Raw genomic sequence first — 25,929 nt, forward strand, 5'->3', positions numbered from 1 at the left:
TATTAGAATAATAACACTTGTTACTATCGACTGTCAATATATTTATGGATTTTATTCACAAAAATTCAATTATAAACAAGGAGTGTTTTTATAGTTACACTTTGTTATAAATATAATTTCACAATATAATACAATTACGAGTTAGTTTTTGCATATTTTGTAAATGCCGTACTATTCAATTTTCAAAGAACAAATTCTCTTAGTTAGTTCGCAATAATTTCAAATTGTTCATAATATTTCTGAATTGCAAACTAAAAAATACTGCATATTCATTTTTGAATAATACAGTATTTTAATTATATTTTTAGTTCTATTCCCTTTATATCTTCAACATTCTAATCGATAAACTGGAATTTGTCGGGCACAATATTTTAATATTATTACCTTAACATATTCACAATACTATCTATGAGCTCTATAATAACTAACTCGTATAAAATTAAATCTTTAACCTTTTATAATTTTGTATTTTTAATATATAGTGATAATGCATAAGCGAGATTCTCTATTTTCTTATAATCTATCAATTTAGGAGTATCTTCTTCATTTAAAATAAACTCTGAAATACCTTGTTGGCATATATGAATATTTGCATAATTATTTTCTTCAAATGCAAAATAATCACTTACTCCTCCATTTTGCTCGTAGACTATTTTAGACTTTTCGGTAGGATAATCATCAACAAAATTTATATTATTATTATTAAAAACTTCTTTAATGCCTGTATATAATATTTGTGACTCACTGACTCTACTTAAGTTTTTTAAACCTAAAGGATTAGAATTATATGAATCTTTCATTCCAACACAATCAACGTTTATGTTAAAAACGCTTTGATATTGTAGTTGTTTAAGTTTGGTTACAAAATCTCTACTACCACTAAAAAGAGCCATTTCTCCATTAGTCATAAGAAAAATAACATCACAATTAAGAATTTCTTTTTGGGATGTATCTTTTAATAATTTAGCTATTTCAAGAATAGTAGCAACACCTGATGCATTATCAACCGCTCCATTGTACCAGGCATCAAAATGAGCTGATAATACAATTGCTGTTTTATTATCGGTTCCACTAATTTTTCCTATAACATTATTTACTTTAAATACATCGCAGGAAAATTCATTTAGATACGAATCATCAAAAACAAATTCTAAATTCAACTTATCATATAAATCATTTATATAATTTGTAGCCTTTTCGTTTCCCTTAGATTTATACTCTCTATCTTTAATCTCATCAGAGCATAAATAAGAAACAATATTTTCAACTGTAAATATTTCAGAATTTTGACCGAAAATATTCACAGTTATAATAGCAAGTAGAAATAAAACAACAGTTAATATACCAATATATTTTTTCCCCCTCATCTTACCTCCTTTGAATATAAATATACATTCTAATTAATATGCAAAGTAAAAGCAAAATAGAATACCAAGTAGGGCATAAATAAATGTTATTAACTTATCATAAAATGAAAAAAATATATCTACTTAACTCGTAATATGATACAATTTTTCTTAATCTAATTGCTAAATTCTTATTTATATATTAGTTAAATATAAATCACTAAATAATTTAATATAGATAAATATTATTTTCTTAATATTATAATAAACCATTTCCCATTCATATCCAAATATTCTTTTAAAGAATTTCACTACAAATCGCATGTATTTACTGAAATAATAAAAGCTATTGTAAACCACATTTTTTATGGTCCACAACAGCTTTATTCCAAAATTAATTTATTACTAAGTAGTTACTTTATTTGTTTTTTTAGTAACTACTTCAGCTGAAACCTTTTCTGTTAAGTCTCCAGCTTCTGATTTTATATTTAGTAATATCTTAGATACAACAGAAAAAAGAGCTCTATTTTAGAATAAAAATTCTAAAATAAAGCTCTTTAATTTACACAAATTCGCCTATTGTCTCAATACTAATTATTTATTTTTTCTCTTCATCATAAATATTCCAGCAATTGAAGTTAGTACTCCAATAACTCCTACAGCAGAAGATGATGTTCCTCCTGTGCTTGGTAACTTTCCACCATTATTATCAGAACCATTTATATTGCTATTACCATTATTGCCTCCAGTTCCTGGCTTTGGAGTTTCAATTGGTTTTGGATCTGGTGTTACAACTGGTGGTTTTGGATCTGGTTTTTCTGGTGTTTTTATATCATTCATTTTGTTATTTAAGATTTCTATAATATTAGCAACCTCTTCCTTTGTACCTGAAATCAATGTATCTTTAGCCTTTTTAATTGCTTCTTGTAATGACTTCCAAGCATCTTTTTCATAATATTTTTCTTCAAGCTTTTCTGCTTCCACAATTAATTGCTTTAATTTTGATACATCTACTAATTTATTATCTATATCTCTTAAATCTTCTACTGCCTTATTAACTTCTTCCTTACTTGAATCAGATTTATTTAAAACAGCCTTTGCTTCTTCAACTACACTCATATACTCATTCCATGAATTTATAGTGTAATTTACCTGATCATAATTAGGTAAGTTTTTAATTTTTTCTTTTAATATTGTCAAATCAACTAATGATTTTACCTTTTCGTCTGTTTTCGCTATTACTAATTGAATGTCTGCATCAGTTGCTTTAACATCATTTAATATTTCAATAGCTTCCTTAATACTAAGTTCATAAGCACTCCAAGATGATTTTGTATAAGAATCTTTATCTTTTTCATTAAATTCATTAATAATATTAATTAAAGATTTTCTACTTTCATCTAATGGAATTAAATTCTTAAATGCATTTCTTAATTCATTTATTAATGATGTTACTTCTTCTGTTGTTGCTAGTGGATTTGCTAGTAAAACCTCTCCTCTTGCTAATACATCATTAAATTTATTAAAGCTATCTTCTACAAATAATGTATAATCTAATGCCTTATATTCTCCTACTGTTACTTTTAAATCCTTAATATAAACAAGACCTTTCTTAGCAGACGCTAAAGCATTAACTGCATTATCAATTTCGTCTTGAGTTACATCTTCTGCTTTAAATATTTCTGTTGCTACATTATATGCATTTGTATATAACTCAAAACTTCCCTTTGTATAATCTTCCTTATTTTCTTCAATTACTTTATACTCTCTTATCGCTTCTTCTAAGCCTATCTTTGAAACTTCATAAATTAACTTTGCATCAGCCCATACAGCATGGTCATTAGAATCTGCTCCATTAGTTTCTGTAATAAGAGATGCTGTTTCAGCTCCACGAATATCTACATTTACTGGAATAGATGTTTTGAACATTACACCATCTTTACGGAATACTTCCTTGCCATCTACTTTAACTACATAATTCACATTACCATTTCCACCTTGCTCCATGCCAATTCCTGCAATTGCTGTAAAGTTTGTAGCATTCTTACCCTTAACGTTAATCTTTACTTCTGAAGGTGCATGAGATCCAACTCCTTTTGTAAACGGAGTTTTTACTCCATCTATCCAAACTCCAAGTGGGCTACCGCATGTACAGAAATCCCTTTTATTTGAGCTGTATCCACTCTTATCCACTATCCAATTCATATCACTTACATGAATTTCATCAACAATATTAAATTGAATTTTATATTCCTTTTTTATACCAAATGAAGAAACTGCTTCAATTACTGCAACTGGATTTTCAATGGTTGGTTGTGTTATTTTTACATCTACATTTTCAGCTGTTTTAATAGCCTCTACCTTTGGAAGTGCAATATCCTTTTTATTAATTAACTCATAATTGTAAGTTGTCCTTATAGGGTCAAACTCATCTAACTTAATGCCATCTAATGTAACTCCAGTAATCGGCATTGTTGAGTTTACATTTAATTTACTATTTCCCATTCTTTCTTTTACAAATTCATCTTCATTAGTAGCTTCAGTAGCAATAGGTGTAATTCTAAATGAATGTGTATAAGTTTGTCCCTTGTTTAGTATATATTCCCCTAAAGGTCCAGGTCCACAACTTGCATTACCAAGACCTCTTTGTGCATAATCTACTGTTAAAACTGTATCTTCAATAGTTGGCACTTGGAATGGATGTCCGAAACTCTTCCATACATTATTTATATCTTCTGCCCTATAATGTAATGCACTTGTTTCCATCTTATCATCAGCAACTACCATTATACCTTTTCCATTTTCTCCATTTGTTAAAGCTGTCCATCTAACATCTGTTTTATTTCCATTCTCTTGAGGTCTAGTATATTTACTAGAAAAGGCATTTGTAACTGTATCTTTATAAATACCAAGCTTAGCACCTGTTTTTCTATCTATATAGTTTTCTTGAGGCCCTCTTCCATAATACACTAGATTTTCATATCCTTTAGGAACAACCATCTTCATACCAATTCTTGCAATTTCTCCAATAGAACTTGAGTTTGAAGGGGTAAAGCTATTACTTACTACAATATCACCATTTGCATAAATCATATAATCAATGCTATTCGGAGAGTCTATACCTTCAATATTTCCATCTATACGTACTGATACTACTTTTTCCTTAGCATCTATTGTATAATTTTCAACTTTAAAGTTATCTGCTGCATTTTTCATACCGTCAGTGAAATCAGGATCATTACTTACTCTTGCTCTCCAATAATTTGGCTTTGGACCTTCTTTTAGTAGTACATCTCCATTAACAACATAGTTTGTTATATAACCAGTTGTTTTATCAATTGTAACCGAAAAGGATTCTTTATCTTTTCCACCAGTAATAACTGTTTCTTTTTCTGTTTCTTCTACATTTATTGCATTATAATCACTTACATCAATAGCAGGACGTGCTATTTCAGGTGTATAATTTAATGTTAATTGTTCAAATGCTACTTCATCTCCCTTATGGCCATAATAATCTCCAGCCCAAGGTTTATCTTCTTTTAATGTAACATTAAATTCTAATGTATAATCAGAACCTTCTATTACTTTAATTTCTGGTAATTTTAATTGAATTGTTTTTTCCTCACCAGCTAAAATATTTTTTTCTTCTTCTGAAATCTTTCCTTCTGCTTCAATACCATTATCTATTAATAGCTTCCAATTAACATCATATTCATTTAAATTTGAATTTAAAAACTCATTTACAATTCTTACTTTTCCATTCTTTGCTTCTCCATCATCATAAAAAGATACCTCTTGATGTACCTTTTTAACTTCATATAATTCAGCAGATGGAGTCCTATCTGCATTCATTAGACCATTTCCACAAAAATCATTATCAGTAACCTTTTCTCCCCAGTCACCACCATATCCAAAGAAATACTCTCCCTCTGGATAGTTAGTTGATTCTTTTCTAACTTCATTATCTGCAAAGCTCATAGAATATACTATATTTTCCTTTGGAGCTTTATAATTTTCACTAATTTCTTTTTCTGTAAGTGCTTTATTTAAAACTTGTACACTATCAATTAAACCATTGAAAACACGACCATTATATTCTGGATCATCCCCAATTCCAATATTATAACTTTTGCTATCCACTGGATTTTGCTTTGAAATATTCTTTTCTCCAGCTTTCTTTCCATCTATATATATAGAATATTTACCATTTGCATATGTCCCAACAATATTAGTCCATTTACCTATATTTTCTTTTGGGAAATCAACTGTTAGTGTTCCAGCGCTCCAACCATCTACAAAAAATTCAATTTTATTGCCAGATTTGCTAACTTTTAAATTGTAACCACTATCGCCTTTTGAAATAATTGCCTGATCGCTTCCTGTCATTCCATCAAGCTTTACCCATGCAGATAAAGTTAATTCGTTGCTATTAGCATTTACACTTGGAACAAAAGCTCTTCCCCTTAATGCTTTTTCACCTTCTTCTCTACCTTCTTCTAAAGTTCCCTTTATTTCAGATTCAGAGCCATTAGAATTTTTTAAATAATATTTTGTAACATTTTCAATTTTTGTTGAAATAGATTGGTCAATCCAATCCCAAATAAATCCACCTTGCGCATTTTCATAATTCCTAAATACATCCCAGTATTCTTTAAAGTTACCAAGAGCATTTCCCATTGAATGTGCATATTCAGATTGAATATATGGTGCCTTATTTGCAGTATTCGTTACATGACCAAGTACTCCTGATACTGACCAATATTGAGATGAGTAAATATCAACAATAGATTTTTCAGGATTTCCTTTAGTATAACGATTATCTCTTTCATATTTTCTCAATCTTGATGGATCTCTCTTTAAAATCCATTGTGTAGAATTATAGAAAGGATAATTTTCATCCATAGGATAGGTTCTATAAGTTGCTTCATTTCCCAATGACCAAATAACAACAGATGGATGGTTTTTGTCTCTTTCTACCATATTTATTGTTCTGTCCATAACTGAATTATTCCACTCAGCTTCAGCAGATGGAATTCCTGCCTCTGTTGCACCCTTATGAGATTCAATATTTGCTTCATCACATATATATAATCCTAATTCATCTGCCAATGCATAAGTATATGGATTATTTGGATAGTGTGAAGTTCTAATTGCGTTTACATTAAATTGCTTCATTATTGTTAAATCTTCTTTAATATCATCTTTTGTAATAGCACGTCCATCAATAAGATCTGACTCATGCCTATTTACTCCTCTAAACATTATCTTTTTCCCATTGATTTGTGCTTGTTCTTGCCCAGCCTCATTTATATCTACTTTATCAATTTCTCTAAACCCTACTCTTTGAGAGGTAACTTCAATTATATTTCCATCTTCATCTTCTAATTGAATTAATAGCCTATAAAGATTTGGTGTATCAGCAAACCACTTTTTAGGGTTTACAACTTCTTTAGAACCTGTTCCTCTTCGTCCTGTATCTTCTGCACTTTCTTCAACTGTTGATTTCCCTGCATTTACTTTTACATCAAAAGAGAGTGGTTCATTCCAAATCTTTGTATCACTATCTATTTCATATAAATCAGCCTTTACTGTGTACTTACCTGACTTTTCTGGATTTAAACTCCTTATATCTGCATCTAATGTAAGTACTGCATCTTTATACTCTTCATCTAAATCTGTTTTTACAAAAATATCACGTATTTCAACATCTGCTTTTGAATATAAAAATACATCTCTAAATATACCACTTAAACGGATAAAATCCTGATTTTCTAAATAACTTCCTGTTGACCATCTATAAACTTCAACTGCAATTGTATTTTCTCCTGGTTTAAGATATTTAGTAATATTAAATTCATCAGCAGTATAACTATCCTCTCCATAACCAACTCTTTCTCCGTTAACATATAAATAAAAAGCTGATTCTACTCCCTGAAAAGATACAAAAGTTTCTCTTCCATCCCAATCTTCAGGTAAAGTAAAGCTTCTTTTATATTGTCCAACACTATTTTTTACTGTCGGTGCAACAGGCTTATTTGTTCCATTTGTATTATAATTTACATTTTCATAATTTGCCCATGGATAAGTTTGATTTGTATAAATTGGTTTATCATATTTAAAGTTCCCATTTTCATCTCTTTGAGTTTGAATATTACTTGGAACCTCTATTTTATCCCAATCCTTTGTATCCCAATTTTCTTCATAATCTTTAGCTCCACTTCCTCTTAAAGCGTTTTCACGATCTGCAGGTTTTTCAGCCCATTTAAAATCCCATGTTCCATTTAAAGTTTTATACCACTTAGAATTTGTTTCATCAATATCATCTAATACTGACTTTTCACTTCCTAATGCTTTTTCAGCTGTTTCATATGGAAAAAACATAGATCTTGCAGCTTCACGATTCACTTTAACAGTACTGATTTGATCATACCATTCTTCTCCAGCAAATTGAGAGTCTGCTGCAAATGCAATTGTTACTCCATTTAAATCAACTAAAGATAATACTATTGTACTTGCCAATACTAATGAAATAATACTATTTCTTCTTTTCATATTTCCCCCAAAATTCTCACTTTATTTTTATTAAGTTGTTTATATAACTTTAATTCTGTTACCAACTCCCCCAGTCTTTTTTTGTAAACGTTTGATAAGAAATCATCTACTATAAAATCAAATAGGATATTTTGTATTTCATCTTTAATTGTACCATTTTTTACCAATTGATTCAAAGCAATTACTTTAATCTTTATGTAATTTATACAAATTTTATTCTAAAAACTCACAAAAAAGGTCAGCAGTTTTGCTGACCTTTTTCTTTATGATTTGTCCTAACACAATATTTTCAATAGTTCTTTAACTTCAATTCTTTCTTTAGACTTATTTTTTGTTTTTATCAATTACTTTATTTTTAAATTTTATGTTATTTACTTCATTATTAACAAATTTCATAAAAATATAATCTTTAAAATCTTCTCCATTTTCACATGAATCTCTTATTGCATTAATTACTTCTAAGAAACATTTATGAACATAACGCAATGACTTCCTAGATATAATAATTTTATCTTTTTCAGGCTCATAAGCCACATCTTTATTTTCACTAATTACTATATTAAATGCTCCTATTTTTCCACTATGAAATACGATTAGTTCTTTAACTAAATCAAATACATTCTTTTCACCATCATTTAGCTCTTCCACTGATATTTCTCTATAACTTAATTTATATGAATCAGCAAATATGTTCTTTTTCATTAATTCATCATCATCTTTAATATATTTATAGTATTTTTCATTTAGTATTATCAATTTGATTTTATCTATTTTAGATAAATCACTATATAGTCCGTAATATTTTTGACGATCTGATTTTGTGAAAAATACTAATTTAAAATTATTATTCAAAGCATAACGTACTGTTTTTATTATTGTCTCCTTATATATAAGTTCCCCCCGCATACTTCCATGTTTTGACGTCAATAATCTATCTAAGTACTTATCTTGAACTACATTGCCATTAATTGCCTTTATTATCTGTTGCAAACTACTACTATAAACTTCTTTACTAATGTTTTTCCTTTCTCTAATAAGATTTTTCTTTAGAATCCTATCTTCTACTAAAATATTATATGAAAATAGCAACTTACTATCATTTGCAATTTTCATACCATTTAAATAAATTGTTCCATTATTAACTTTAGAATCTTCTAATATTACCTCTCCATATTCTGTGAATTCTATAACGTTATAGTGTCCATATCTATATTTTAAAAAATTATGCTTAGCCTTATTTATAATATCCTTACTACATCCACTTAGAATGATCTGTGTTCCTTTAACACTTCCATTGTTAGCATATACTTCTATAAAAAGGGATACCTCTTTTACTAAATTACATTTACTTTTATATATAGGCTTAAATATATATTGGCTTGTAACAATTTCAATATTTATATTTCTTGTTGTCAAAACAGCTATAGCATCCTTTAAACCAATTCCAAACTTTCCTATTTTACCTTTCTTTATTGATTTCTTTCCTTCATTCATAAGAAAATTATCAGGTATTATTTCGCTCCCATAGTTTGTAATACTCCATGTGTCCTTAGAAATTTCTTCAATGAGTATATCTTTATCTCCCGTTTCCGTTTCATCAATTGCATTTGCAATCAGCTCTTTAACAGCCAAAACTTCGTTCCAGTCAGATAAGTATGATTGTCCAATATTTAAATCTATATCACCTATATACCTCATAAAACTTTCCTTTATATTACTATTAATAATAATATATTACTTATTACTTTCTTTGGTTACATTTTATATAATATAAACATCATTAAATATGCTAATTTAATCTAACTAAATAGCTATAAAAAGCATTATAAAATAACTATCATTTTCATATCTCTTTACATATAAATTAATATTTATATTTGCAATTCTCACAATAATTACTAAACCATTACGAAACAGAAAATAATCGATGTCTGTCATATATTTTTATGGGCTCGAAGTATAAATTTTAAAATTAATTATTCTGTAAGTGGCAAAATGCCATGTTATCATCTCCTACAACTTTCTTATATGTAGAAGATAAATTTATAAAAATAATATATTTTAGCTTTTTTAAAAACTAATGTGTAAATAAGGATAAGCAAAAGGATGCCCACTGGACATCCTTTAAAATTATATTATATTAATTACTAATATATTTATTTAAATCTTCAATTGAATTCATGTCAAAGATTTCAATTGCAATTGTATCTATAACAGACTCGTCTAACTGTAATAATTTTTCCTTATAATAATCTGGTATTTTATTAAATTTTTTGGAAAGCAATTTTATAATAATGTCTACTTTTCCCTTATTTTCTGCTTTTTCTTTCATTTCTTTTATAAGATTAGAATTGTTAGCAACCACTTCAATAACCTCCTCTTTATTTGCTAGTAAAACTTCTTTTGAACTTTTTGCAATTGTATCTTCTGTGGTTTGTGTTATCCAATGTATTAATGCTTTACGTTCCCTGTTAGAAATTTTATCAAAGGTTAGAGCAATAAGTTTTATTCTCTCTAAAAATTCTTCTTCGTTTACCTTTTGATCTAGTAAAAATATAGCACCAGTTATATTCTTTAAATTAAGCAACTGTTCTTTTGAATAACCATTATTAACGTCTATTAAATCATATGTGAAATCAATTAATCCTTTAGAAAATATCTCTTCTTTAGATATCATATTTCTAAAAGATACCTTAGCATCCCAAGTTCTTTTACCATTGTATAATACAATTGGCACTACTGCTGGAACACTTATATTTTTCTTTTTGGCTTTAATTTCTTTAGGATCAATTTCTCGTCTTAATATTTCACTAATATAGAAAAATAATCTTATAGGCATGCTGTAATCTACAGTAGATTGAAATTCAAGTAAAGTAAAAAATATTACCTCTTCATCTTCAATCTTTGCTCTATAAACTATATCTGATTCTTTGTCATGATAATTTGGCAATATGTATGACTTATCTACTAGTATTAAATCTTCTGGTTTTATCTCACTTGCCCAAGAAAATTTCAATGTATCTTTAACAAGATTTACAAAAACATATTTATTAGAATACAAATCTTTGTAGCCTTTATCATGAATATTATTCATATTTTTTCTCAACTTTACACCTCTATTATAATAAAGTAAACTGCAAAAATCCACTTTATATTTTTAGTTGCAACTATATTAATATTATATCCCTTAACAAAACTTATATGCGAACTTATGTTCTGAAATTTTTAATTTTTTATACTCCTATAGATTCTTTAAATAAATACTTTCATATATTTTTTATTAGTTTATAATCATTTACGAGTATATTATTTAAGACTATCATTAGCCATTTTCTGCTTTTACTTATGTCTTTATTTACTAGTATAGGCTTTCCACTTAACCTTATTGCTTCTTTCCAATCTGATACTTCAACATCAATTTAAAGCATGGCCAAAAATAAAAAAGGTCAGCGATTTTACTAACCTTTTGCTTTATTATTTTATCTAAATATTGCGAAATACACCACCTTCTATAAGGTGGTGATGGATAGCAATAAATTATAATCATTCTATATGGTTATAATTTACTTAACTTTAGTAAATACTATAATTGAAAGGAAGTGATAAATTTGCAGATGGCTTTCAAATATAGGATATATCCAAATAAAGAACAAACTATAATGCTAAATAAAACCTTCGGGTGTAATAGATATATTTTTAATTATTTCTTAAACCATAAAATTGAAGAATATAAAGAAACTAAAAAATCAGTTTCTTATAAAGAATGTTCAAGCTTATTAACTAGCCTAAAGTCTAGTTATGAATGGCTTAAAGAAATAGATAGTATATCATTGCAACAAACCTTAAGAGATTTAGATAGAGCATATAAGACTTTCTTTAAAGGTTACGGATTTCCTAAATTTAAAAGTAAGCGCAACCACTTTCATAGTTATAGAACTCAAATGGTTAATAGCAATATTGAGATAGTAGATAATAAAATCAAACTTCCAAAGGTAGGTACAGTAAGTATTAAGTACCATAGACAACATAAAGGTATAATTCTAAATGCTACTATAAGTAAGACTAATACAAATAAATTCTATGTTTCTCTATGTTGTGAAGTTGATGAAATTAAAAAACTTCCAAAGCTTAATACTGCTATTGGTTTAGATGTAGGAATAAAATCATTTTGTGTTACTTCCAATAGTGAAGTAATTGATAATCCTAAATTTCTTAATAAATATTATAAAAAACTTATTAAAGCTCAAAGGAGATTATCAAGCAAAACTAAAGGTAGTAGTAATTATTATAAAGCTAGAATTAAGTTAGCTAAGATCCATGAGAAAATAGCTAACTGTAGAAGTAACTTTCTTCATAAGTTAAGTTCAAGACTAATTAACGAAAACCAAGTAATATGTCTTGAAAATCTTAAAGTAGAAAGTATGCTTAAAAACAATAAATTATCAAAATTAATTAGTGATGCAAGCTGGTATAAACTTAGACAATTCCTAGAATATAAAGCTAACTGGTATGGTAGGGAAATATCAATAATAGATACTTACTACCCATCAAGTCAAATATGCTCTAAATGTGGATTCAAAAATGAAGATACTAAGAATCTAAATGTTAGAACATGGGAATGTCCAAGTTGTCATTATATACACAATGACAGAGATATAAATGCTGCATTAAATATATTAAAAATAGGATTGGAACAATCCAAATTCAAGCCTGTGGAGATAGTAGGTTACGAGGTCTTTGAAACAGGAAGCTCACACTTCTATAAGTGCGAGTAGTTCACAAAATGATAGTTCATATGGAGATTACTTTATCACTAAATATTCATATATAAAGTATTTACATTATCTAATAACTCTTTAACTTCAATTCTTTCTTTAGAATTAATTAGCCCATTAATAAAGCTTTCATTTTCTATTAGCTTCATTATTTGAGTTATTAGTTTTATATGATTTTCATTATTTACACTAGCAATAGTTATAAAGATTCGTACATTGTTATGTTCCCCTAAAGTAATTGGATCTTTAAATGTATTTATAGTTACTCCAAAGTTATTAACGTATTTATCTGGTTTAGCATGAGGTATTGCAATTCCATCATCAACTACTATATATGCTCCTAGCTTTTCAACATTTTCTATCATTGCATCTATATACTCTTTACTTATGTCTTTATTTATTAATAGAGGCTTTGCACTTAACCTTATTGCTTCCTTCCAATCTGATACTTCTAAGTTTAGTTGTATATTTTCTAAAGGAATAAATTCATTTAAATTACTAAAATCTTCTCTTATACCTTTTATATAATTACTTAATTCAACTTTCAATTTGTCATATTCAACTATCTCAGAATATTTCTCAACTATTTCAATAATCCCATCTACTGAAGGTATTGATTCTTCAACTATTCTTTTAGGAAATATATTTTTAAATCTATCTAAATCTTTATTAAATAATATTGGTGAGATCTTTACTACTGGCACTTCAATATTATCATCTAAATTAATTGTAGAAATTATATAATCTATATTATTATTACTTAAATATTTGTTTATTCCATGAATAGATGTTACAGCTACAATATTAACATTGAAGTTATCTCTAATTTTTGTTTCTAACAACCTACCTGTTGCAAATCCAGCAGAACAAACTATTAAAACATTTTTAATCTTTTCTTCATCTTCTTTTTTAACTTGCTCTATTGCAGCTACTATATACATTACTAAATATCCTATTTCATCTATGGGTAATTTACACTGAAACTTATCTTCAATAAATTTAGATGCTTCTTTAACTATTTGAAATTCCTTTGCATAATTACTTTCAATAGTATCTATTATAGGATTTGTACTTAAAATGTTATATTTTAATCTAAAAATAAGGCTCTTCATATGATTTATTAAGCTTTCAAGTAAATTATTATCCATTTTAAATTCTTTATCTAAAGCAATTTTTACATTCTTAATTAACCTATCAGTAATATGGCAAGCATTAAAATAATCTGCTGATTCAAATAGATTTTTTTTATTCTTACTTCCAGATAGAATCTTACTAGTGATTAAGTTAATTTCATTCTCATTTAATACTACTCCATATTTATCATTAAGGTTTTCTGATAATTTCTTAGCTGCTTTATATTCATTTTGATAAGCTTTGTTAAAGTCAACTTGCAATTCATCTATTATTTCATCATTTTTATAAGATCTATTTACAATAACAAATATTACAATAACTAAATTTGTATAATCTTCCTCAGAAAAAACTCCAAACTCTTCTTCAAGACCATTAATAAGTTCTTTTATATAATCAATATTTTCTATACTTATATCAAACCTAGTTAAGTTATCATAAATATTTTTGCTATTATTATTATAAATTTTTTCTAAAGTCGTATTAATATTGTACTTATTGCTATCTATTAATAAATCTGTCATGGCTCTTCTAATATTGCTTTCTTTACCCTGAATTTTAAAGCCCTTATTAGACACCTTAATTATCTTAATATAATATTCTTCAAGCCAAAGCTTTACCCTTTTTATATCTGAAAATAAAGTAGTTTTACTTATTAACAACTTATCCTGCAATATTTTATAATTACATTCACCTTTAGAGCTTAATAATTCATATAGCAAAATTGCTACTCTTTCTTCTGTAGAATAAATGTAATTACTTAAATTAATATCATTTAGATGATTTCTTAAAACTTCCTTTTCCACTTTTGATAAAGGAAACCTTAAAGGTGAATTAGGCTTCTTATCTATTTCCTTAAAATTTATTCCTCTTAAGAAGCTATTTATTTCATCAATATCATATCTAATCATTCTATTAGAAATAGAAAATCTATTTGCTAAATCATCTACCTTTATATCATTATTAGAGTTTAGAAATAAATTTAAAATTTCCACACACCTTGTATTCACTAAATCTCCTCCAAAATGCCTAAGGCAAGGCTAAGTTGCCTTGCTTAAGCATTGTTCTTTATCTATACAGATTCACCATCATCTGTAACATTGTTTATTACTTTTGTTTTAGTTTTCATAAAATTTGGAACTATAACTGCAATTATTAAAACCCCTAATAAAGCAATTACCCCAATAGATCCTAACCATGTGTATAACTTACCTATAGCAATTCCTATTACACCAAAGTCAAAGTCTCCAAATGTAGTATTTTGGAATCCTAATTGACCAAGTACTGGAAGTAATAAAGCTGGAATAAATGTAATTAATAATCCATTTACAAAGGCTCCAACTACAGCTCCTCTCTTACCACCTGTTGCATTACCATATATACCTGCTGTTGCTCCACAGAAGAAATGAGGTACAAGACCTGGAATAATTAAAACTCCACCTGCTACTCCTAAAAGTAACATTCCAATTACTCCACCTATAAAACTAGCTACAAATCCAATAACTACTGCTGTTGGAGCATATGTGAAAAATACTGCACAGTCAACTGCAGGAATTGCATCTGGTATAACCTTTGTTGCAATACCTTGGAATGCTGGTAATAAATCTCCTAAAATCATTCTAACACCTGCGTAAACTATTGTAACCCCTACTGCAAATTTCATTGCTGACATAAGTGCAAATAAAATCATATTTTGGCCACCAGATAAAGTAGAAACAAATTCAGAACCTGAAGCTATAGCTGCAACTAAATAGAAAACCATCATTGTTAAAGCTGTTGATATTGTAGTATCTCTTAAGAAACTCCACTTTTCAGGGATGTCCATTTTTTCTGTACTATTTTCTGGCTTACCTACTTTTCCACCTATCCAAGCAGAAATATAATAAGCTAAGCTACCAAAGTGACCCATTGCAACGTCATCACCATCTGTAACCTTTAAAGTATATTTTTGTCCTATTGCTGGTAAAATTGAACTTACTAAACCTAAGAATGCTCCACCTATTAATATTAATGTCCAACTTTCAAATCCAGCAGTTTGTAATACTGCAGATAATAAACATGCCATAAAGAAACTATGATGACCAGTTAAGAATATATATTTAAACTTAGTAAATCTAGCTATTAAAAGGTTTACAATTAATCCTGTAATAAGTATTGACATAGTTTCAACACCAAGAACTTTTTGAGCCACTGAAACTATAGCCTCATTATTTGGTATAACTCCACTAATATTAAATCCCTTTTGAATCATTTCTCCTAGTGGATTTAAGTTAGATACAATAAAATCTGCCCCAGCCCCTAACATTAGATAACCAAGTATAGGCTTTAATGTTCCTGTCATAACCTTGTGAGCTGGTCTTCTTAAAGCTATTAAACCTACAAATGCCATTAAACCCATTAATAATGCTGGTTCTTTTAAAATATCTTTAAAAAATGATAATATAATTTCCATAATACCCTCACTCCCTTAATAAATTATTTATTTAATTCTTCATATTTATTCTTTATCTTATCAAGTACATCTTCTTTAATTTTCTTTTTATTAATGTAACTTCTAACAATAAGAGTTTTATCTTTATCAAAATTTGGTGCAAGTTCTTTTACAGTAACAAATAAGTCACAATTTTTTCCGCCTGCTGCACCTACATCACAAGATTCTACTTCTGCTTTTATCCCCTCCTCATCACATATTTCTTGTATTTTCATAGCTAACATCAAACTGCTTCCTATCCCATTTCCACAAACAGTAATTATCTTCATAAAAAATACCTCCTTTTATTTGTTCTTCATATAAGTTTCAATAATTAAATTTCTAAGATCTATATTAGTTTTACAATTATCAACTTTATTTATTAAATCTTCATCATCTAAAACATTACTTAAATCTTTAAGTAGTTCTATATGAACCTTACTTTCAGATGCACATAAGGCTATAACTAGCTTAACAGGATCAAAATCATCACTACCAAAATTAACTGGTTTTTCAAGAGATATAATTGCTAATCCAATATCCTTTACTCCATCCTCTGGTCTTGCATGAGGCATAGCTATACCTGGTGCCATAACAATATAAGGTCCCATAGATTCCACAGTTTTAACCATGGCATCTATATATGACTTCTCTACTTTATTATTTATATATAAAAGTTCACCAGCTTCCCTTACTGCCTCTTCCCAATTGCTAGCCTTAATATTAAATTTAACTAAATCTTCTGTTAATAGTTTTTTTATCATGTCTTTTACCTCACTACTATAAAATTGAAAAACCTAAACTATTTGCATCTTTAAAAAAGTCCTTTACTGTATCTATTGAATACTCAGTTAAATCCTTTCCTAATAAATTTGATTTATTTAAAATACTATTTTGAACTGTGATAATATGACATCCTAAATTGTCTGCTTCAATAATATTGTATAACTCCCTACAGCTTGCCCATAATATTTCAACATTTGGATAATCCTTTGCTATGTTAATGGCTTCAGCAATAATACTACTTGGATTTACCCCTGCATCAGCAATTCTTCCTGCAAAAATTGATATTATAGCTGTACTATCTTTTTCTAAACAATCTAAAACTTCCTTCACTTGCTTAGTAGTAAAAATTGCAGTAATATTTAACTTAACCTTATCTTTTGATAGTTCTTTTATTATATCTCCATTAAAATCACCCTTAGTATTTACAACAGGAATTTTCACATAAACGTTTTCACCCCAGGTGTAAAGTTCCCTTGCTTCATTTATAATAGATTCTTTATCATCACTAAATACTTCAAAAGATATTGGCATATCTTTAATATTACTTAAAACCTCTTTTCCAAACTCTTTATAATCTTTAATTCCTGCAGCTTTCATTAAGGATGGATTAGTAGTAAACCCACTAACAATTCCCTTATTATACTCATTTAACATAGAATTTAAATCAGCTCCATCTGCATAAATCTTAACCTTTAAATCTTTAATCATTTTGTTTCCCCCTTTATTGTTCTTCTTAATATAATAATATATTTAATTTATGAATTAAAGAATATCTATTTGTTTCCCTTTGATTAGGAAATAAAAAAGGGACATATGTAAGTTTACTTATTTCGTTGATCTGTTCTAAGTCAACGTAAACTTACATATGTCCATATACAAACTGAAGGTAAGGAAAGTGTAAAATAAATCTACTTTTCCATATTGAATTATTAAAAGCATTATATGTAGGATCATCACTATTAATTTCATGTACTAAACCTACTTTTTTAATAAAAATCTTCTTATAATGAAACAGTATTATTTTTAGTTAGCTTTATAGCTTTGGCTGCAAATGTGATTGTTTTTATTTATCTTACTTCTAGTTATCATTCACTCCCCCATAGATTTTTACTGAGATCCTAATAGTTATCTAACTGAAGCTGTTTAATCCATCTTATTTCATCTAACATTATAAGGCTCTCTCTTCCTTATCACGCCTTAAAATTACGATACTGTTAATTTCAATAAATAATAAAAAAATTATTATTTGAATATATGAGACTCTTTAAGATTACTACTTTTTCTTCTACTAGCAATTACTTTTTTTACTGCTCTCTCTGTTAATATTGTACCTACTGTAATTGCAGTAGTTGTAATACTTATTTCAATATTAAATATACTCAATACTAATAGCACAGTAGAAATTATATCAATTACTGGAATATTACTTGTTATTAGGAAAAATACGCTTACAAATAGACTTAATATAATTATATTCTTTATTGTAAGTACTTTAAGATTAAACTTAGAAATTTTCCTCCCCTGGTAAATTTGATTCTCTTCGTTTAACCCATAATAAATTATAGCTACGTATAAAATACTTATAAATATAAACATAAGTATTTTAATATACCAATATTCTATTTTAAATAGCTCAATGAACGTCGATAAACCATCAATAATAATTGATAATAGTAATTTTATTGATAAAGTATTATTAGCTAAATTGTCTAATATTATATTCTTAATTTCATCATATATTTCATTAAACATTATTTTTCCTATTAGAAAATAAACTCCTGTTAATATGCCTATAGTAATAAATATAGTTATTAATGATTTAAAAGATTTCTCATCATCATTATACGCATAAAATCTTTTAATAATATCCTTTATAAAAGTATGTACTCTGCTAAATATACTTCCTAAATTATCAAACTTCTTAAATATACCATTTAAAATCCTTCCTAAAATCCCCTCTTTCATACTTTTCTCATCACTCATTTGTGTTCCTATAACTACCGGAGTTATAAAACTCATAATGAAGCTTAAAACTATGACTATACTACCGATTAATATTTTTTCCATTCCAACTGTCCCCTCTATATTTAATTTTAATTTCATACTCAAATCAATATATTTGAAGATTAATTATGCATCAAACTATTACAACTTTTCAGAATAAATTATTCTAATTTCAAACAATATACATTATACCCACTATTACTCTATATTTCAACAAATTACAAAACAGCATACTCTTACTTTATGAGTTTAAATAAAACATGATTTTTATAAATGGTATTGTTGTTTTCTCTTATACATATATTTTTATAGTTCTTCTCTATTTCAAAGAGTGAGATATAACTCAACACTACGATAGTACCTATCATATATATTTTTTTCGAAACTCTAAGTAAAAGTTTCACTTCAACACCTCTAATCTCACTTATTACATAAACTTTTATGGCAGATTCCACAAATCTACATGAATATAATAAAAGATATAGCTAACCATAGTTTTATGGTTAGCTATATCTTTATTTCAAAATTATTTTATTACTAAATAGTTACCTTACTTGTTTCCTTAGTAACTACTTGAGCTGAAACTTTTTCTGTTAAGTCTCCAGCTTCTGTTTTTATTAGCTTATTTGTTATTACATTATCCATTAAGGCTAAGATATCTGCATCTGCTACACTTTCCTTTGCATCTTTTACTGAAAGATTAATCTTTTTACCTGAAACGTCTTTAAAAGACATTGCTACAGTTCTTTGAATCATTTAAAACCCTCCTTTCTAAATTATTGATCCCATTAATTACTATCTTGTAACTATAAAGGTTTGTTGCTTTTTAATAGTTGATACGCTATAGTCTAAAAGCTTTTCTACTGCATCAGATAATTGAACTAAATTATCATCAGTTGCATCAGCAGAAATATTTTTAAAGATTTGCTCTTTAAAAACATCCTTACCTTTAGAATCAACTCCTATTTGGTATCTAACCTTAATAGCGTTTTCTGTTAATACTGAATTTGCTGCCATTTTATCACCTCCTCGTATAATCTTCATATATGCAAAAAATAGATTTATAAAAAATCTATTTCAACTCTTTTTTATTAATACTGATATGTCAACTAAGCTCCGTATTAGTGGACAGTTATAAAGTGATCCATAAATTTACGAGCTTAAAACGTCCTTGCACAGAGCCTGTCAAAGGTGGATTCCCCTGGGGTTGTCCAAGTGCATATATAGTACATCTATAGTTTCTATAGCATATAGTTTGCTGGTAGCCTAGTCGGTAATTATCGTTGGATGTTGTGCTCAAAATGTATCGATAATTATCGAGTAGGCTACCACAGTACATAAATTGATTTTATGAAATTATCCTTGGTTTATGGCATGTGGTGCATTAAAAATTGTTGCTTTAAAATATATGAAGCTAGTAATTATTAATAATTGTTTTATATAGCTTTTGAGTACTAGTATTACTGTAATTTAAATAGTACTTAGCTTCTTATACTTTAAAGCTTACTCATCTAGAGTATAAATGTATATAACAATGAAAGCCCTATGCCAGTACCTTGTGTACTAGTATAGGACTTTCTTTGTTAAAGTAATAATCATAAATATTTAAAAGTAACATTGCCCCCTGTCGGGTACCCAAATAAAGGACTAGACTTATGCGTAGAGATACTTGTTGCATAAAGGGTTCGATTTTGAGAAACCTTTATGCTGCTAGTAGCTATAGCTAATGGCCTGTACTTTTTTGGGTGACAGGTTAAGTGGCCCAAATAATTATAAGTTGCAAGCCCTACAGATATAGCATTAGATGAAATTATATTAGATTACAAAGTTTATAGATAATTATATACCAACTTTAAATATCAAACATATTCAGAAATATAACTGCTAAAATTGCAGTAATAATAGTTGGTGATTACTTTATAGAAGATTAAGTAGTAATAAGATTAAACATATTAAAAACTAAATAAGTACTCGTTTCAAAGATGATATTTAATTGAGATTGCTACCTTTTTCAGTTTAATTTTATCTCTAGCATAAATAGAAAAGATGTAACAGCTATAGCTAGTCCTTCTTTTCTATTTATTGCAATCTTAAGTTTAAGGAGCATTAAGCAGGGTTAGGGGCGCAGCTTCCCTTTGTAATCATAAAAATAGACTAATTACCAAAACACATAGGGTTAAAAATTAAAATCAATGATTTAGGTACAAATATAGTGACAGTAACTAAGGCTATTTTAACCTTGCACAAGGATAAAGGTGGAACAACATCTGTTAGTCATAAGGTTGTATTATTATACCCTATCATAATTCTTATTTAAACGAAAAAGACTATAATTCCTAAAATAAACTGCCACCTATTAGACAGATGAGAAATAATTCGGAATTATAATTAATTATTGCTAAATATTTAACATAACCCCCAAGGGCTCTTCTGGGGTGCATTGCATCCCACTTGCTATCAAGATTAGTTAAAGTCAAGTTCTTTCATTTCTTCAACTATGAACATATAAACCTCTTGTTCACTTTTGATGATATCAGTTGGAATTTCATAAACTTTACCTGACGCAGTTTTTACTTTTTCCTCTGCTTCTAAACATGCTTTTTTTCTTTTTTTGTTAAGCTCTTTAGCATTAAAGAAACTGGTTTACTAGCTTTTGGTATAGTAAACACCTCTTCATAAGTTTTATTTGCTATTCTAAAATATTACTACTTATTATAATATTAATTTTACTTAATTCTTCTTTTACATTAAATTTTTGAAAACATTTAGTCATAATATCATTTATATCAATAAAAACTTCACTATCATAATTTGATTTTAAATCCTCTTTGTTAACTTCAATTTTTATTGGAATATGAAATTTATTATATTTTTTATTTTTTATATCTTCAAACACTCTAATAGTATCATTCATTTGTAGTTCAATTCTTTTATAATATTGTTCATTATAAGTAATAAAAGAATTATTTTTATATGCAAAAGATTTCTCCAAAACTTCATAATTTTTCTCAATTAAATTTACTAAGTAATTCATACCATTTTCATAATTTAAATATGAAAAAATTAAATATAAATTCTTAATTATAACATTTAAAGAAGTACTATTATCTCTATAAATTACATAAAAACCTTCACTCCATACTACTTTTTCCAAATTATATAAATGTGTGTTTATACTAACCTGAATTTTATTACTTGTTTCTAAAAATTCAATATTATCACTTGGAATGAATATATCCAAATCATTAAATATTTCTATAGCCTTAAAAATTTCTCCATTTAAAATATACAGATATCCATTTAAATACTTAAGTGATTTTTCAGTCAATCTTCCAACTTTACTTTTCTTACAAAATCGCCTTATCATTTCATTATTTAATTCTAAATATTCATCGAGTAGACCATTCTTATATATTTCATATTCATTATTAATAACATAGTAATGAAAAAATTCTTTCATTTTTTCATAATATTTCTTTTCACTTTTATTACTATTAATTTTTTCTTTTAAATAAGTATATTTTTCTTTATTAAAGTTAATTAAATCATAAAATTTTATTTTTTCAATATCTAATTTATCTATTACTATATTTTCTACATTATAATCATTTAACAAATTCACTAAAATTTTTACATCTATCAATTCTAAATTTTTATTATCAGCAAATTCTCTTGCTTGTTGTGTAAATGTTGATGTGGTAATTAATATCCCTTTATTAGCTTGTTCACTCATTACTACTCCATATAAATCTCTTACTTCTGGTTGTCCTACTGAGTTATTCCAATTTTTACATTGAACTATATATTTCCCCTTAAATATAGGTCTAGAATCATATGCTATAATATCAATTCCCCCATCTCCTGACATTGCTGTCTTTTCTACATTAAATCCCATTTTTGATAATAATTTTTCAATAAGTTCTTCAAATTGATATCCATCTAATAAATTAAAATCCATCTCAATCACCTCAACAATATTTTAGCATATATACTCACTATTAGAAATTTATTATAAGGGAAAATCTTATTTATACTCGGTGGCATTACCTATAAAAAATCCATGATTTCTACGAAATTTTATTGATACATCAGCTAATTATAATCAAGTAAAATGTAAAAAAGTATTTCCTGTAAAAAAGTGTATAGCAAACAAACCATTTTAAAACATGAATGGTTACAAAAAATGAAGTATAGCTAAGCTACATTTGATAATGATTTATTTTCTAAAAACATTTGTTTATGTACTTTAGGATCTCCGGTGTTAGTATAAAGTAGTGGACATGTTAAGACGAACTAAGTAAAATAATATTTAGCTAAGAAAGGATGTACCTATTATGGGAAATAGAAAAAGATGCGATCAAGAATATAAAGATATGATAGTAGACTTATTTAAATCTGAAATAAGCTTAACAAACTAAGCAGCGAATATGGCATTTCAAAATCACCAATCAATTGCTGTATTAAAGATGTAAAAGAGATTAAAGTAGATAAAAATTAAGTTATGCCATTAAAGGAAAATAATATATGTAATTTCCATATAACTTTAAAAGACATGTTAACATCTACACATTAAAGTATTGACAGGTCCTTTATCTAATAAACTTATTTATATAAAAATTACCTTTATAAACATAATTACTATTTCAGTATGATAATGACTAGAAAAGTTTTATCTCGTATGTCTACCTGCTTTCACAACTCTATACTTTAAACAAATTGGTGTAAATTGGAATAACCTGTGATATAATATATATGCGTAATTTTTAGAAAATTTATTATAAAGGAGCGATTTTTTTGTCAAATACAAATTTTATCATTGAAACACTTATTGAAATTTATGATCAAGAAACAGCACGTAATTTACTTAATGACTCTTATCTATTGAAATATCTTGAGAAAAAAACAAAATCAGTTAACGCCTCATCTAAGTCACGTAACTCTTTTGCTAATTTATATGCGCTATATGCTTTAATTGAAGATTATACAAATAAAGGATATGTCAAATCAAATTCATATACTACATACGAAGGAATGATGTACACTGATGCTATGGCTAAAATTAAAAGTATGCCATTTGGAGAAAAGCTTCAAAATCATGCTATAAATAATAGATGCAATGATGAATTTAGAAAATTCTTTAACTCCTCAACATCAGAAATTCCGATAATTCGCGATTTAAACACAAAACGTTATTGGATTAATGAAAAACTATTAATTATTAATACTTCTCAAGGTTCTATAAATATTGCTTGTACATATTTAAAATTAGTAGATAAATATATTGAGCTTAAATTAAAAAACTTTCAATCTTTTTTTGAACAACTGATAGATCTAAAAGAAACTTATCAGACAAATCAATCTAATGCGGTAAAATTTATCGAATCAACTTTAGCTCCTTCTACTGATGCTAGATTGTTTGAAATTGTGTCATTTGTAATATTAAAATATCACTATATTCAAAATAAAATGACCTATAATATTGACGGTGGTACAAATTATACAGTGCCATTAACACTATATAAAACAGGACGTACAAATGCAAATGATGGGGGAATTGATTACATCATGCTTCCTTTAGGTCGTATTTTTCAGGTAACAGAAGTACTTGATTTCAAAAAGTATTTTTTAGATATAGACAAGCTATTGCATTATCCTATTACGTTTGTAGTTAAGCAAAACATAACTCCTGAATCTGCTTTACATACCATCCATGAAGCAGCTAAATTAGAGTTTAATGATGCTCCTAATGTATTAACACAATATATATCTTGCTTTCAAGAAATTATAACTATACCCACATTATTAAAATATTTACAAGAATTAATAAAAAATAATTTCCTTGAATCATTAATTGACGAATTAATAGTACAATGTAAAGTTGAATATAATTTTGAAAAATAAAATTTACATAGTGGGATATTCAAACTTATATCCCACTATTCCTTATAGTTCTAAGCCTATTTGATTCTTATCAATATGATCTTGTTTTGACTTGTTTTTTGTTTTTCTACTTTTATCCTTTTGTAAAACTTCTCCGTTATAAATTTCTGTAATACCAGTTCTTCTAATACCAATTCTAAAATAATCTGGATTAATATCCATACCTATAGTTTTTCTTCCAAGTTTTCTTGCAACAGCACAAGTCGAGAAAGAACCACCAAAAGGATCCAACACTATATCACCTTCATTACTTGATGCTTTAATAATTCTCTCTAATAACGCTTCTGGTTTTTGTGATGGATGATTTTCGTACTCATCCATCTTAAACCTCACCCTCGGAAACTCCCATACGTTACCTGGTACTTTTCGGGTATTATAGGGCTGAGGTGGGTTTTTCCTATAGTCAATCAATCCACGTTTAGCACCTGTCTTTGCCTCAACTAATATATCTTTATAATTAAATGTATATTTCGCCTTATTAATTTTTGTTGCCATTAAAATTGGTTCATAAAGGGATCCGTATTTTTTCTTTGATTGAACTCCTGAACTATCGTAAGCCCATATAATATCATTAACAATATAATAATTTTCCTGTAAATATACCGATATAAATGGTATATTTTGTGTTGAATTCATCAAGTAAACTGTTCCATTGTCCTTTAGAACTCGAAAGCATTCATCAATCCAATTATAACACCATTCTAAATACGCTTTTCTATCTTGCCATGAATCACTATCATTTCCAAAATCTTTTCCTAAATTATATGGTGGATCAGCAAATATCAAATCTACCGATTTATCTCTCATTTGTCTAAGTGTGCTAATACATTCATTTTTAATTATCAGCGCATGTTCTGAATCAATAAATTCAAAGTCCATACTACTAAATAGATTACGCATAACTATCACCTCTATCATCCTATGT

General features: G+C 27.4%; 16 protein-coding genes. 2 read left to right on the forward strand and 14 right to left on the reverse strand.

Going from position 1 to position 25,929, the window contains the following annotated elements; genetic code table 11:
* Window positions 1-455: 455 nt before the first annotated feature.
* From ACZJV1_RS09570 to ACZJV1_RS09585, 4 genes are all read right to left on the reverse strand, one after another.
* Window positions 456-1,367, reverse strand: coding sequence for a M28 family peptidase (locus ACZJV1_RS09570; RefSeq protein ID WP_463649972.1), 912 nt, complete (start codon window positions 1,365-1,367; stop codon window positions 456-458).
* Between the two features lie 573 nt (window positions 1,368-1,940).
* Window positions 1,941-7,898, reverse strand: coding sequence for a glycoside hydrolase family 2 TIM barrel-domain containing protein (locus ACZJV1_RS09575; RefSeq protein WP_463649973.1), 5,958 nt, complete (start codon window positions 7,896-7,898; stop codon window positions 1,941-1,943).
* A gap of 324 nt (window positions 7,899-8,222) precedes the next feature.
* Entirely contained in the window at window positions 8,223-9,596 is a 1,374-nt protein-coding gene (locus ACZJV1_RS09580) for a hypothetical protein (protein ID WP_463649974.1), read from the reverse strand.
* A gap of 442 nt (window positions 9,597-10,038) precedes the next feature.
* A complete protein-coding gene (locus tag ACZJV1_RS09585) occupies window positions 10,039-11,004 on the reverse strand; it encodes an Rpn family recombination-promoting nuclease/putative transposase (protein WP_463649975.1) in 966 nt (321 codons plus the stop codon).
* Window positions 11,005-11,512: 508 nt separating this feature from the next.
* Between ACZJV1_RS09585 and tnpB the strand changes: the two genes are divergently transcribed.
* Entirely contained in the window at window positions 11,513-12,673 is a 1,161-nt protein-coding gene (gene tnpB / locus ACZJV1_RS09590) for an IS200/IS605 family element RNA-guided endonuclease TnpB (RefSeq protein WP_463649976.1), read from the forward strand.
* Between the two features lie 38 nt (window positions 12,674-12,711).
* Here the strand turns inward: tnpB and ACZJV1_RS09595 are convergent, their stop codons facing one another.
* The 9 genes from ACZJV1_RS09595 to ACZJV1_RS09635 all read right to left on the reverse strand — a co-directional run bounded on the left by ACZJV1_RS09595 (window position 12,712) and on the right by ACZJV1_RS09635 (window position 23,022).
* Entirely contained in the window at window positions 12,712-14,814 is a 2,103-nt protein-coding gene (locus ACZJV1_RS09595) for a BglG family transcription antiterminator (protein ID WP_463649977.1), read from the reverse strand.
* A 62-nt stretch (window positions 14,815-14,876) separates the two neighbouring features.
* Window positions 14,877-16,256, reverse strand: coding sequence for a PTS ascorbate transporter subunit IIC (locus tag ACZJV1_RS09600; protein ID WP_460287118.1), 1,380 nt, complete (start codon window positions 16,254-16,256; stop codon window positions 14,877-14,879).
* Between the two features lie 23 nt (window positions 16,257-16,279).
* The gene (locus ACZJV1_RS09605) at window positions 16,280-16,564 is read right to left on the reverse strand and encodes a PTS sugar transporter subunit IIB (RefSeq protein WP_463649978.1); all 285 of its coding nucleotides are present in this window, start codon (window positions 16,562-16,564) and stop codon (window positions 16,280-16,282) included.
* Window positions 16,565-16,579: 15 nt separating this feature from the next.
* Window positions 16,580-17,038 carry a PTS sugar transporter subunit IIA gene (locus tag ACZJV1_RS09610; protein WP_463649979.1) on the reverse strand — a complete coding sequence of 153 codons (459 nt, stop codon included), beginning with the start codon at window positions 17,036-17,038 and terminating at the stop codon, window positions 16,580-16,582.
* A gap of 16 nt (window positions 17,039-17,054) precedes the next feature.
* Window positions 17,055-17,768, reverse strand: a complete 714-nt coding sequence (locus ACZJV1_RS09615; protein WP_463649980.1) for a transaldolase — start codon at window positions 17,766-17,768, stop codon at window positions 17,055-17,057.
* Window positions 17,769-18,302: 534 nt separating this feature from the next.
* Complete coding sequence (locus ACZJV1_RS09620; protein ID WP_463649981.1) at window positions 18,303-19,127, reverse strand: hypothetical protein; 825 nt, start codon at window positions 19,125-19,127, stop codon at window positions 18,303-18,305.
* 474 nt (window positions 19,128-19,601) lie between these two features.
* Entirely contained in the window at window positions 19,602-19,820 is a 219-nt protein-coding gene (locus ACZJV1_RS09625; protein WP_463649982.1) for a DUF2922 domain-containing protein, read from the reverse strand.
* Window positions 19,821-19,859: 39 nt separating this feature from the next.
* On the reverse strand, window positions 19,860-20,081 hold the full coding sequence (locus ACZJV1_RS09630; protein ID WP_463649983.1) for a DUF1659 domain-containing protein: 222 nt from the start codon (window positions 20,079-20,081) through the stop codon (window positions 19,860-19,862).
* Between the two features lie 1,672 nt (window positions 20,082-21,753).
* A complete protein-coding gene (locus tag ACZJV1_RS09635; protein ID WP_463649984.1) occupies window positions 21,754-23,022 on the reverse strand; it encodes a restriction endonuclease in 1,269 nt (422 codons plus the stop codon).
* 836 nt (window positions 23,023-23,858) lie between these two features.
* On the opposite strand from ACZJV1_RS09635, the gene ACZJV1_RS09640 reads away from it, so the two are divergent.
* Complete coding sequence (locus tag ACZJV1_RS09640) at window positions 23,859-24,965, forward strand: hypothetical protein (RefSeq protein WP_463649985.1); 1,107 nt, start codon at window positions 23,859-23,861, stop codon at window positions 24,963-24,965.
* A gap of 42 nt (window positions 24,966-25,007) precedes the next feature.
* Here ACZJV1_RS09640 and yhdJ read toward each other — a convergent pair whose 3' ends face one another.
* Window positions 25,008-25,904, reverse strand: a complete 897-nt coding sequence (gene yhdJ / locus ACZJV1_RS09645) for an adenine-specific DNA-methyltransferase (RefSeq protein ID WP_463649986.1) — start codon at window positions 25,902-25,904, stop codon at window positions 25,008-25,010.
* Window positions 25,905-25,929: the final 25 nt, after the last annotated feature.

This window comes from Clostridium sp. LS3 (assembly GCF_055330225.1).